Source organism: Thermomonospora catenispora, assembly GCF_006363815.1.
Classification (GTDB): Bacteria; Actinomycetota; Actinomycetes; order Streptosporangiales; family Streptosporangiaceae; genus Thermomonospora; species Thermomonospora catenispora.
The window spans coordinates 87,457-99,622 of record NZ_RRYT01000011.1 but is presented as its reverse complement, the minus strand read 5'-3'; the positions used below and the strand labels follow the sequence as shown (position 1 = coordinate 99,622).

The following is a 12,166-nucleotide window of genomic DNA, read 5'->3' as shown; positions in this document are numbered from 1 at the left end:
ATCGTCGGGTCCTCCCCGCTTCGCCCCGGCCCGAGCGGCCCCGGGCCGGGGCGGAGCGCCGGTCACGGCGTCCCGGCGTTCACGGCGCCTTCACAGCACCTTGATCGAGCCGAGCACCTGGTCGAGGTCGCCGCTGTGCGGGTGGCTGTCGGGCATGCTCATCCACAGCACGGCGGGGCGCTTGTCCTCGCCCCGGTCGATGAGGACCACGATCACCGTCTCGGAGGTGAAGTTCCAGCCCTGGCTCTGCGCCTGGGGGAAGGTAAGCTTGAGCTTGACCAGGTACCCGTCGTGCCCGTCGAAGGTGCGGGGCTCGGTCTGCAGCTCCTGGGTGCCGTGCGGCGAAGGGTAGCTGGCGTGCGGCCCGGCGGCGGAGGTGACGGTGCGGGCGAACAGGTTGGTGGCCGTCGCCAGGTCCTCGGAGTCCTTGTAGGGCACCTGGTCGGGCAGCGAGCCGGAGTAGACCGACGAGACGTACGACCCGCCCCGCCCGTCGTAGTTCTCCTGGACGACGGCGGTCTGGCCCTGGCGCATGCCGTAGACCTGGTGGCTCACGCTTCTCCGGGGGATGGGGGCCGCTCGCCAGACGCCGCCCAGCTGCGCGTACGAGACGCCGGCCTCCCGGTCGGTGATCGTGCCGGTCACCGGGGAGGTGGCGGACGGGGTCGAGGGCGTGGGGGCGAGCGGCGCGGAGGCGGTCGGGGCGGGGTCCGCGGCGGTCGTTCCGGAGTCGTCGCCGCCCAGCACGCCGACGGCGAACAGGGCGACCAGCACGATGAGGACGGCCGCGACCGCGCCGCCTCCGATCAGCAGCGCCATCAGCGCGGCGTTGTTCGGCTCCTTGGCCGGGGCAGGGGCGGGGGGCGCCCACGGCGGAGGCGTCGTCCCGCCCTTGTGCAGGCTCGGCGCAGGGGGCGCGAAGGGCGATATGTCGTCGGCGGGGCGGGTGGCGTCGGTCCACTGGCTGCCGTCCCAATAGCGCAGGTCGGACGTGCCATACGGATCGGCGTACCAGCCCGCCGGAGTCTGGCCGCTCATAGCGCAGAGGCTATGCGGCATACATCACGAACCGGTCACCCGCCCCGGAAAGCAGACCGTCGTCATGGTTCACCAGGGTTCATCACGGTTCGCCGTCCGCGGCCAGGGCCGCGATCCGGCGGGGCACCGGGATGCCCGGCCGCAGCCGCGGGTCGGGCACGGGCTGATCGAACACCTGACGGACCGGCAGCACCCCCGCCCACACGTTCAGGGAGTAGTCCTCCTCCTCGTCGACGGGCGGACCCTGGCGGATCTTGACCGAGGCCTCGTCCAGCGGGATCGCCAGCACCGCGGTGGCCGCCAGCTCCTTGCGGTTCGGCGGCCGGGCCGCGTCCCACTGGCCGGGCGCCAGCTGTTCGACGATGGCGCGCAGCCCGGCGAGCTTCTCCTCGGGGTCGGTGACGCGCCGGGGCGTGCCGTAGATCATCGCGGAGCGGTAGTTCACCGAGTGGTGGAACACCGATCTGCCCAGCACGATCCCGTCCAGGTGGGTGACGGTCACGCAGACCTCCCGACCGGGGGCCTCCCGCAGGCTGCGCGCCCCGGTGGAGCCGTGCACGTAGAGGGTGTCGCCGATCCGTCCGTAGGAGGTGGGGATCACCCGGGGAACGTCGTCCACGATCACGCCGAGGTGGCAGATCCTGCCGGCGTCGAGCACCGCGTGCAGCGCGTCCCGGTCGTGCACGCCGCGGTGCCGTCCCCGGTGCAGGGCGGTGCGGGGGGTGGAGGACAGTGGTGGCTGGCTCATGCTCCGTACGCTAGAGGGACGGTGGCATCCTCCCCAGAGCCACTTTCGGTCGATTGCCGAAGACCACTTCACGACCACTTCGATGTCTCGTCAGGCCATTGATCTGCCGCTGCCGCTCGACCGGTCCGCCGCCGAGCCGCTGACCGCCCAGCTCGCCGCCCGGTTGCGGACGGCGATCCGGGACGGCGTGCTCACCGCGGGCGAGCGGCTGCCGGGCAGCCGGACCCTGGCCGCCGAGCTGGGCGTCAGCCGCACCGTGGTGATGGAGGCGTACGCCCAGCTGTACGCCGAGGGCTGGCTGGAGGGGCGGCACGGCTCGGGCACCTATGTCGCCGACGTGCGCCCCGACCCCGCGCCCGCCGCGCCGGAGGCGGTGGAGACGGTGGAGGCGGAGGAGGCGGGAGTCGCCGGGGAGGCGCCCGAGGGGTGGGTGGACCTGCGTCCCGGCGTCCCGTGGGTCGGCGCGCTGAACACCCCCGCCTGGCGTCGCGCCTGGCGGAGGGCCGCCGAGATCGCCCCGAGCGGACGGCCCGACCCCTGGGGGTCGGCCGGGCTGCGCGCCGCTTTGTGCGAGCACATGCGGCGCACCCGCGGGATGACCTGCCGGCCCGGGCAGGTGGTGGTCACCCGCGGGGCGACGAGCGGGCTGGACGTGCTGGCCGCGACGGTGCTGCGGCCCGGCGACCGGGTGGGCGTGGAGGAGCCCGGTTACCGGCGGGCGCGGGCCGTGCTGGAGGCCCGCGGGGCCGAGGTCGTGCCCTGCCCGGTGGACGAGCACGGCCTGGTGGTGGACGCGCTGCCGGACGGGCTGCGGCTGATCTACACCACCCCCTCGCACCAGTACCCGCTCGGCGGGGTGCTGCCGGTGCCGCGCCGCCAGGCCCTGCTGGCGTGGGCGCGGCGGACGGGGACGCTGGTGGTGGAGGACGACTACGACGGGGAGTTCCGCTTCGATGCGGCCCCGTTGCCCGCCCTGCACGGGCTGGATCCGCAGACCGTGGTCTATCTGGGCACCATGTCCAAGAGGCTGACCGCCGACATCGGGGTGGGGTGGCTGGCGGCCCCCCGTGAGCTGGCCGCGGCGGTGGCGCGGCGGCGGCTGGAGCTGGGCGACCGGACGCCGGCGGTGCCGCAGGAGGCGGTCCGGCTGCTGCTGGAGCGCGGCGACCTCGACCGGCACATCCGCCGGATGCGCGCCGAGTACGCCCGTCGCCGCGCGCTGGTCGTGGAGGCGTTCGCCGGGCTGCCGCTGCGGGGCGCGGGCGCGGGACTGCACCTGGTGGTGGAGCTGCCGCCGGAGACGGTGGAGCGGGTGGTGGTCGCGGCGGCGCGGGAGGGCGTGCTGCTGGACTCGCTGGACCGCCACTACGCCGGCCCGCCCACCTCCTCCGGTCTGGTGATCGGGTACGGCGCCGCCCGCGCCGCCCTGCTGCGCGACGGCTGCCGCCGGGTGCGCGCCCTGATCGACGGGGCGGACGGCGGGGGAGGGGACCGGTGCCGGCCCTCCTCCGGAGGGAGGCCGGTCAGACCGCCCCGGGCGTCAGCACCGGCTCGGCGGTCGGCCTGGGCAGCCGGTGCGGGATGAGCGCGGCGGGGGCGTCGGCCTGCTCGCCGATCGGCGCGCGGGGACGCGGCACGTCCACCACCGGGGAGTCGCCGCCTCCGGTGATGCGGTGGATGTCCAGGTTGCCGGGGTCGGGCAGCATCGACTCGGGCACCTGCGAGGCGCCGAAGTGCCCGCCGCGCGCCCACGACCGGCGCTCCCGGGAGGAGTGGTAGGACTGCGGGGACGGCAGCGGGGGGCCGGCGGGCCAGCGGCGCGGCACCGACCAGCTGTCCAGCCAGCGCATGATGCGGTCCAGCCCGTTCAGCGGCCCGGCGGTGAACGGCTCGCGGGCCAGCCCGATCACCACGATCTGCACACAGGTGCGGCCCTCGGCGCGGACCGGCTCGGCCAGCAGGCACGCGGCCCGGGTGATGGGCAGCAGTTGAACGATCTCGCCGGTCACCGGGTTCCACACCAGATGAGGCGGGCGCCCTTGCCGGGCCAGGTCGAAGGCCGCCGAGCGAGCTGAGACCCGCCGCGGGTCGTTCTCGCTGGTGAACCAGACGACCCTGGGGGCACCCCCCTTCAGACGTCCGCCGTCCTGGCAGACCGGAATGCGTCCGGCCCCGGGTAGCCATGCGTCGGCCACTGTGCGTCCCCCCCAAATCGGGTGATCGGCCCCGAGAGGTTCAACCCTTCGTTGTTAGCCCACACTGACCGGTAAGTCCAGGCCGAAGATGCAGGAAGGCCCGGCGGTCGTGCGGTGCGGGACGGTCGGCTCCGCCCGGGTGGCATGTAACCACCTGAGCCGGTGGGATATCCAGGTCGCTCATGACCTCCCTCTCCGGTGCATCGGCGCAGGTGACGGTGGGTGCGCGCGGGGGTTGTGAGAAATCTGCGAATGAAGGCCGGATGTGGCCAATGATCTACCTCACGGCCCTCGTCGGCGGCGTTGAGGCCGACCCGGATCTGTCAACGGAAACCGAGTTGCGTTCTAATAGTTCGCCATGAGCGAGCAGGTGACGAGGGAGGCCGACATGAGCGAGTCGCGCACGAGCACGACCGAGGTTCCCGGGGTGGACGTGCCCCGGCTGTCGGCCTGGCTGCGGCGGACGCTGCCGGACGCCGGCCCGATCGAGTCGGTGCGGCTGATCGCCGGCGGCCGGTCCAACCTGACCTACGGGATCGCCCTGGCCGGCGGGCGGCGGATCGTGCTGCGCCGGCCTCCGCTCGGGCACGTGCTGCCCACCGCCCACGACATGGCGCGCGAGTACCGGGTGCTGAGGGCGCTGTCGGACGGCTCCGGGGTGCCGGTGCCGACCCCGCTGGCGTTCTGCGAGGACGAGGAGGTGATCGGCGCCCGGTTCTACCTGATGGACCATGTCGACGGGCGGGTGCTGCGCACCGTCGAGGACGCCGCCGACGTCACCCCCGAGCAGGCCCGCGAGCTGAGCGAACGGCTCGCAGAAGTGCTGGCCGCCATCCACACCGTGGACGTGGAGGCCGTCGGGCTCGGCGACTTCGGCCGCCCCGCCGGCTACATGGCCCGCCAGCTCAAGCGCTGGGGCCAGCAGTGGCAGCGGTCGCAGGAGGCCATCGCGGCCACCGGCGCCTCCCGGGACCTGCCCGAGTACGACCGGCTGGTGAAGCGGCTGGGCGAGCGGCTGCCCGAGGACGGCCGCTCCGGGCTGGTGCACGGCGACTATCGGCTGGACAACGCGCTGGCGGTGCTGGAGCCGCGGCCCGCCATCGCCGCGGTCGTGGACTGGGAGATGTCCACGCTCGGCGATCCGCTGTCGGACCTGGGCCTGACGCTGACCTACTGGGCGCAGGCCGACGACCCCGACCGCCTCCCGGTCGGCGCCACCGTCACCGCCTCGCCCGGCTTCATGACCCGCCGGGAGTTCGCCGAGCGGTACGCCGAGATCACCGGGTTCGACCTGTCGCAGATCGACTTCTACGTGGCGTTCGCCTGCTTCAAGCTGGCCGTCATCCTGGAGGGCATCCACGCCCGCTTCCTGCAGGGCGCCACGGTCGGCGAGGGCTTCGACGCGATCGGGGACGCGGTGCCGCCGCTGCTGGAGCGCGCCCACCGGATCCTGGACACCCGCACCCCCTGGTGAGCCGGACCGTCCGGAGGTCCGCGGCGTCCGCCGGCGCCGCGGGCCCCGCGACGCCGCCCGTCACTCCCACCAGTAGCACTTCCAGCTCACCCCGGCCGCGCCGTTGGGGGAGAAGAACACCGTCCCGGACTCGTCCTCGTCGCAGCCGCCCCTGCGGCTGACGGTCAGGGTCTCCGTCTGGCCCGGCGCCAGCCTGCCGCCGCCGCCCGCCACGTTGATCGGCCCCTGCGTGCCCGTGACGCGCCAGTCCACGGCGCCGCCCATCGCGGTGATCCGGATGGTGCAGGAACGCTGTCCCCGCCCCATCTGGCAGCCGCTGACCTGCAGGCTCCCCTGCGGGGGCTGGGGCGGTTGCGGGGGCTGGGTCTGCTGCGGCGGCTGGGGCCGGGTGGTGGCGGTGGGGCCGGCCGTGGGGGTGGGGGAGGCGGTCGACGGAGACGCCGAGGGCGTGGTCGGGCTCGCCGAGGGGCTGCTCGGCCCCGGGGTCGGCGAAAAGACCGAGGAGGCGCTCGGCGCGGGGGCGTCGGAGGGGGCGTCGGAGTCCGCCAGCATCGGCGGCGCGGGCCGGGCCCCGCCCGCCAGCGGCTCCCGCCCGCCGGGCAGCAGCCAGAACACCCCGCCCAGCACGGTCGCGACGGCGGCGGTCACCGCGAGCACGGGCAGCACCCGGCGCGGCCGCCGCGGCGGCTCGGCGTCGCCGGGGCGGAGGACCGGCGTGCCCTCCGGCAGCGGCCAGCCCCACTCGTCCAGCGGCTCGACGTTCCGGGCGGCCGCCAGGCGCGCCTGCTCCCCGGCCGGGTCGGTGGCCGCGCGGAGCACCCGGGCGCGCAGCTCGGCCGGGACCAGCGCCGCCGGGAGCGTGCGCAGCAGCGTCGCGGCGGCCAGCCGGGAGCGGTCCTGCTCGCAGATCCGGCAGCCCTCGGCCATGTGCCGCTCCACGCTCTGGACGACCTCGGGGTCCAGCGGGCGCCGTTTGCCGGTCACCGTCGCGGTCACCTCGGGGCAGCGCCCGAACTCCGCGACCGCCGGGACCCGCAGCGCGTCCTCCAGCGCGGTGCGCGCCGACACCGCCAGCTCCGCCGCCGTGGCGTCGTCCAGGCCGAGCACCCCGGCCAGCTCGGCCGGGCTCATGCCGTGCCGCACCAGCAGGTCGACCGCCTCGCGTTCGCGGCTCTGCAGCCCGCTCAGCGCCCCGTGCACCAGCTTGCGCGTCTCCAGGCGGCGGAGGCGGTCCTCCTCGTCCAGGAACGCGTCGTCGGCCTCGGGGGCGGGCTCCATCGGCCGGGCCTCACCGGTGAGCGGGTCGGCGATCCAGCCGCGCCGGGGGCGTCGGCCCTCCCGGTCGCAGGCCCGCCGCAGGCGCAGGCAGACGACGCGGGCCAGCGCGTACAGCCAGGCCCGCAGCAGGTGCGGGTCGGCCAGCCGGCCCGCGTGCACGCGGGCCGCCAGGAAGGTGTCGTGCAGCGCCGTCGACGCGGCCCCCTGATCGGGCAGCAGGGCGTGGCAGTAGTCGTGCAGCCTGGGTGCGTAGGCGTCGTAGAGGTGCGTCAGAGCGTCGATGTCGCCCCGTGCCAGGGCCCGGGTCAGGCGAAGATCATCGTCGCGGTCGTCGTTCGACCATTCGGACACTATGGGTTTCCCCCGTGCTGTGCGGCGCTCGAAGGCTGATACCGGTTCACGGGAGGCGTGGAGGCCCGACGCCCCGCTCCCGTCGGGCCTCCATCTAACAGGACGAGCGGGGCGCCCCGCTGGTTGACAAGAGATTCCACGCAATTTTCGTCAAACCGGCGGAATGCTTGCAGGGCCGCAGACGCGAACAGGTCAGGCGATCGCATTGCGGTGCAAATCGCCTGACCTGCTCGTTCGCTCCGCCGGCCGCCCGAGGGCGGCGCGGGATCAGTTGGAGATGCGCCGGGACATCGCCTGCAGGAAGATCTTCTGGATCTCCGAGGGGGTCCTGGCCACGTACACGCTGCCGCCGGTGACCGAGGCGATCTGCTTGAGCTCGTTGACGTCGATGCCGTCCCCGATGCCGATGATGATCACCTGCACCGGCTTGGCGGAGTCGGTCATCTCGCGCAGCCGGTTCAGCGTCTGCCGCAGCGTCGGGCCGTTGGCGTCGTCGTTCTTGCCGTCGGTGAACAGCACGATCGAGTTGACGAACTCCGGCTTGTACGTGCTGGTCATGTGCTTGTACGCGGCCAGGATCGTGTCGTACAGGCCGGTGTCGCCGTTCGGCTTGGGCTGGATCTGCGACAGGCTGGAGAGGATCAGCTGGCGGCGGGTGGTGGAGCCGATCCGCTCGCCCAGCGGACCGACCGGGATGATCTCCTTGTAGTCCTTCTTGCCGTCGACCTCGGTGGAGAACACCCACTGGCCCAGCTCGCTGTCGTTGGACATCATCGCCAACCCGCCCTGCGCCACCCGGGCGGTGGCCTGCATCCGGGTCACCCCGCCGGTGCTCTCCAGCATCGAGCCGGAGATGTCCAGGATCGACAGCATCCGCATGCCCAGCGACAGCTTGGCCCAGGCCTGCGTCAGCTCCTGCACCACGGCCGGCTGCGGCGCCGGCAGCTGCCTCACCCGCCGCGGATCGACCCCGCTGTTCTTGTCGAACGTGGTGGGCGCCTTGCCGTCGGCGGACCGGAAGCCCTGCCCGCGCACGTCCTCACGGGCCGGCTCGGTGTTGACCGCCTGCTCCAGCAGCCGGGCCGCCTGCTGGCGGGTCGGGTCGGTGGTGCTGATCGCCAGCGGGTAGTCCAGCAGCAGGGTGCCCTCGGTGGGGTAGATCGCGACCGCGGGCTCCTGCGGCTTGTCCCGGTTGTGCGCCCACACCGCCTGCTCGGAGGCCAGCGCGACCGGGTAGCGGCCCTGGCGGTCCCGGCGGAACGAGGCGAACTGCGCCTTGACCGTCGGGGTGGTGTTCTCCCGCATCTTGCGCACGATCCCGGTGAGCGCCGACTCCCGGTTCGGGTCGTTGGCCAGCAGGGTGTTGGCGATCAGCAGGGACCCCATGCCCGCCGCGTTGCGGGACGGGTCGGGCAGGTACAGCCGCACGCTCCGGGCCGGGATGAGCTGGTTCTTGGTGATCGTCCCGGCCTGGCCGCCGCCCGCCACGTTCAGCAGGCTCTCCCAGGAGGGGGTGGACATGGTGCCGTTCTGCTGCAGGCTCTGCACGAGCTGCCGCGGCATCGCCACCACGATCGGGCTCTGCGCCACCGAGGTCTTGGTGAGCCGGATCTCGTCCTTGCCCTTCTCGGAGGTACGGACCAGGGAGATCCACAGCGAGGAGTCGGGGATCCACACGTCCGGACGCCGGTTGCTGGCGCTCTCCACGCTCTGCCCCTGCAGGAGGGTGGAGACCGCCGAGGGCTCGGCCGCCCGCACGGTCGCCTTGACGCACTTGCCGTCGACCTTGTGCTCGGCGTCGTTGAACCGGCCGACCGTCTTGGCGACCGCCAGCTCGATGTCCGGCGACACCGCCACGTCCAGCGACAGCGCGTCGTCGCCGCAGCCGCCGCCGACGAACGCGTACACCCCCACGCCCAGCAGCACCGTCAGGCCGACCGCTCCGGCCAGCGGGCCGATCATCCCGGCCCCGCGGCGCTTGCGGCGCCGGCCGTACTCGTAGTCGCCGCCGCCGTAGTCGCCGGAGCGGCGCGAGCCGCCGCCGGACCGTCCGCCGCCGGACCGTCCGCCGCCGGACCGTCCGCCGAGCGTGGGGCCGCCGTCGGACCGGCTGATGGACTCGTACGCGCCGAAGCCGGCCTCGGCGAAGGAGTCGCGCTCACCGCGCCCGCCCGGCTCCCGTCCGCCGGCGGAGCCGAAGCCGCCGCCGTCGAAGGCGGACCGCCGCCCGCCCTCGGTGCCGAACCAGTCGGGGATGTCGCTGCCGCCGACGTCCTCGCGTCCGCCCGCACCCGGCGTCTCATGGCGGCCGGGCGTCTCATACCCGCCGGAGCCGGGGCGCTCGTATCCGCCGGAGCCGAGCCGTTCATGGCCGCCCGAACCGAATCGTTCGTACCCGCCGGAGCCCGGGCGCTCATACCCGCCGGAACCGAATCGTTCATACCCGCCGGACTGCTCACGGCCGCCGCTGTCGGAGGGGCGGGGACGGCCGCCGGCGACGGGGTGCTCATAGCCGCCGGAGCCGAAGCCGCCGCCGGCGGCGGGGCGCCGGTACCCGCCGGACCCCCCGGCGGGACGAGAGGGGTACCGGTCCGTCGGGTCGTCGGCCGGATAGCCGCTCGAGCCGCCCGGCGGGGAGGTCAGCGGGTCCTCGTCATAGCCGGGGGACCGCCCGGCGGCGGGGCGGCTCTGGGAGTCCCGGGGAGTGAACCAATCGGACGTGCCCGCATCGGACCCGCCATAGGAAGGGGGAACAGACGCCTCGTGCCCGCCCTCGTCGTGCTCGTCCGGCAGGTCGTTGCGATGACGTCCGCTCACGGCTGTCCTCGTTTCACCAGATACCGTCCAATGCTTCCCGGCACTGTAGCCGCACCATCATGTGGTGACAAAGCGCTACAAAAGGTGATCTCGCAGGTCAGCGAGCGTGCAGTGGGGGGATCTCCCTGTGCCGGGCCACGATGCCCAAGGGGTGCGGTGGACGCGGTTCGCCCGTGCCGCCGATCACACGCTCGATGGACTGCTGCTGTATGTCGCGTACGTCCGGCTCCCGCGAGGCCTTCCCGGAATGGTACGCCCCCCTTGGCCCAAGGTGCTGGATATTCGCCTGGATTGATCGGAAAGTCCGCTTTTGAGTGCGGGGAAACTTCCGTGCACGCGGCGACGTCAACAGCGTAGGACCGGCGCACGACCACAGGGGGCGATCAGTGGACGAGGAGCAGCCCGGCGTTGGAGGGGACCGGACCGGCGCCGCCGGACGAACCGACCGGTGGGTCTCGGCGCTGGCCTGGGCGGCGGTGATCTGCTGGGGCCTGTGGGCGCTGGCCCGGCTGACGGGGCTCGACCGCGCCCCCGGGATCGACGCGGCCGCCGTCCCCCTGGCGTCGTTCACCCCCTACATCGCCGCCTCCTCGGTGCTGCCGATCGCCTTCGCCGCGCTGCTGCGCCGCCCCCGCGCCGTCGCCGGCGGCGCAGTGGTCGCGCTGACGCTGGCGTGCTGCGTCCTGCCGCGGGCCCTCGGCGGCGGCCAGCCGGACGCCCGCGGCCCCGCCCTGCGGGTGCTGACCGTCAACCTGCTGTTCGGGCAGGCCGACCCTCGCGCCGTGCGCGACCTGGTCCGCCGTCACGACGTGGACGTGCTGAGCCTGCAGGAGCTCACCCCCCAGGCGGTCGCCCGGCTGAGGGAGGCCGGGCTGGAGCGGCTGCTCCCGCACACGGTGCTCAGCCCCCGGCCCGGGGCCGGCGGCACCGGCCTGTACGCGCGGCATCCGCTGCGGGCGCTGCCCACCGTGCCGGACACGGTCTTCGCGATGCCCCGGGCGGAGCTCACCCTGCCCGGGGGCCGCACGGCGGAGGTGACCGCCGTGCACCCGCCGCCCCCGGTGTCCCGCGCCGCCGTCCCGCAGTGGCGGCACGACATCCGCGCCCTGCCCTCCGCCGGCGACGACGGGGTCGTGCGCGTCCTGGCGGGGGACTTCAACGCCACGTTGGACCACGCCGAGCTGCGGGGCCTGCTGGACCGCGGATACGCCGACGCCGCCGACCGCACGGGAAAGGGCCTGATCCACACCTGGCGGGACGCCCGCCTGCCCGCCTACCTGACCATCGACCACGTGCTGGTGGACCGCCGCTGCGCGGTGCGCGCGACGGCGGTGCACGACGTGCCGGGCAGCGACCATCGGGCCGTGTTCGCCGACATCCGCCTGCCCTGACCGACGCCGCGGCCGGCCCACGGGCCCGAAGGCGGCAGACTGGAGGGCATGGGGCGCCTGATCACCGTCGAGGACGCCGCCGACCCACGGCTCGCCGACTACGTGCGGCTGCGGGACGTGCAGCTCCGCAAGAGCCTGGAGGCCGAGCACGGGCTGTTCATCGCCGAGGGCGAGAAGGTCATCCGCCGGGCCGTGGGGACCGGCTACCGGGCGCGCTCCCTGCTGATGGCGCCGCGCTGGCTCGACCCCCTGGCCGACCTGCTGGAACGTATCGACGCCCCGGTCTACGTCGCCGATGAGGCCGTGCTGGAGGGCATCACCGGCTTCCAGGTCCACCGGGGCGCGCTGGCGTCCATGGCCCGCCGCCCGCTGCCGCCGGTGCCCGGGCTCATCGCCGACGCCCGCCGCATCCTGGTGCTGGAGGATCTGGTGGACCACGGCAACGTCGGCGCGATCTTCCGCTGCGCGGCGGCGCTCGGCGTGGACGCGGTGGTCCTGTCGCCCCGCTGCGCCGACCCGCTGTACCGGCGCTCGGTGAAGGTGTCCATGGGCGCGGTCTTCGCCGTCCCCTACGCCCGGATGACCGACTGGCACCACGGGCTCGAGGAGCTGCGCGCCGCGGGCTACCGGCTGCTGGCCCTGACCCCCGACCAGTCGGCCGTCCCGATCGAGAAGGCGGTCTGGGGCGAGCGGGTGGCGCTGCTGCTGGGCACGGAGGGCGACGGGCTGTCCTCCCGCTGGCTCCGGGCCGCCGACGAGGCGGTGTGCATCCCGATGAGCCCCGAGGCGATGGCCCGCGGCGTCGACTCCCTCAACGTGGTGGCCGCCGCCTCCATCGCCTGCTACGGCCTGATGCGCTCCTGAGTCCCCGGCC

9 protein-coding genes are annotated in these 12,166 nt (G+C 74.2%); 4 read left to right on the top strand and 5 right to left on the bottom strand.

Going from position 1 to position 12,166, the window contains the following annotated elements:
* Positions 1 to 90: 90 nt before the first annotated feature.
* A complete protein-coding gene (locus tag EIO00_RS11200; RefSeq protein ID WP_161602698.1) occupies positions 91 to 1,038 on the bottom strand; it encodes a DUF2510 domain-containing protein in 948 nt (315 codons plus the stop codon).
* An 82-nt stretch (positions 1,039 to 1,120) separates the two neighbouring features.
* The gene (locus EIO00_RS11195; RefSeq protein ID WP_140177891.1) at positions 1,121 to 1,786 is read right to left on the bottom strand and encodes a pyridoxamine 5'-phosphate oxidase family protein; all 666 of its coding nucleotides are present in this window, start codon (positions 1,784 to 1,786) and stop codon (positions 1,121 to 1,123) included.
* An 82-nt stretch (positions 1,787 to 1,868) separates the two neighbouring features.
* Here EIO00_RS11195 and pdxR point away from each other — a divergent pair, with 82 nt between their 5' ends.
* Complete coding sequence (gene pdxR / locus EIO00_RS11190; protein ID WP_140177889.1) at positions 1,869 to 3,371, top strand: MocR-like pyridoxine biosynthesis transcription factor PdxR; 1,503 nt, start codon at positions 1,869 to 1,871, stop codon at positions 3,369 to 3,371.
* Here the strand turns inward: pdxR and EIO00_RS11185 are convergent.
* Positions 3,310 to 3,981 carry a hypothetical protein gene (locus EIO00_RS11185; protein WP_241661275.1) on the bottom strand — a complete coding sequence of 224 codons (672 nt, stop codon included), beginning with the start codon at positions 3,979 to 3,981 and terminating at the stop codon, positions 3,310 to 3,312. The genes pdxR and EIO00_RS11185 overlap by 62 nt on opposite strands.
* A 358-nt stretch (positions 3,982 to 4,339) precedes the next feature.
* Between EIO00_RS11185 and EIO00_RS11180 the strand changes: the two genes are divergently transcribed.
* On the top strand, positions 4,340 to 5,455 hold the full coding sequence (locus tag EIO00_RS11180) for a phosphotransferase family protein (protein WP_241661274.1): 1,116 nt from the start codon (positions 4,340 to 4,342) through the stop codon (positions 5,453 to 5,455).
* A 60-nt stretch (positions 5,456 to 5,515) separates the two neighbouring features.
* Here EIO00_RS11180 and EIO00_RS11175 read toward each other — a convergent pair whose 3' ends face one another.
* Together EIO00_RS11175 and EIO00_RS11170 are read right to left on the bottom strand one after the other, a co-directional pair.
* Positions 5,516 to 7,084, bottom strand: a complete 1,569-nt coding sequence (locus EIO00_RS11175; protein WP_140177887.1) for an RNA polymerase sigma factor — start codon at positions 7,082 to 7,084, stop codon at positions 5,516 to 5,518.
* Between the two features lie 267 nt (positions 7,085 to 7,351).
* Positions 7,352 to 9,901, bottom strand: a complete 2,550-nt coding sequence (locus EIO00_RS11170; protein WP_140177885.1) for a substrate-binding domain-containing protein — start codon at positions 9,899 to 9,901, stop codon at positions 7,352 to 7,354.
* A gap of 386 nt (positions 9,902 to 10,287) precedes the next feature.
* Between EIO00_RS11170 and EIO00_RS11165 the strand changes: the two genes are divergently transcribed.
* Together EIO00_RS11165 and EIO00_RS11160 are read left to right on the top strand one after the other, a co-directional pair.
* Positions 10,288 to 11,292, top strand: coding sequence for an endonuclease/exonuclease/phosphatase family protein (locus EIO00_RS11165; RefSeq protein WP_140177883.1), 1,005 nt, complete (start codon positions 10,288 to 10,290; stop codon positions 11,290 to 11,292).
* Between the two features lie 48 nt (positions 11,293 to 11,340).
* Positions 11,341 to 12,156 carry a TrmH family RNA methyltransferase gene (locus tag EIO00_RS11160; protein WP_140177881.1) on the top strand — a complete coding sequence of 272 codons (816 nt, stop codon included), beginning with the start codon at positions 11,341 to 11,343 and terminating at the stop codon, positions 12,154 to 12,156.
* Positions 12,157 to 12,166: the final 10 nt, after the last annotated feature.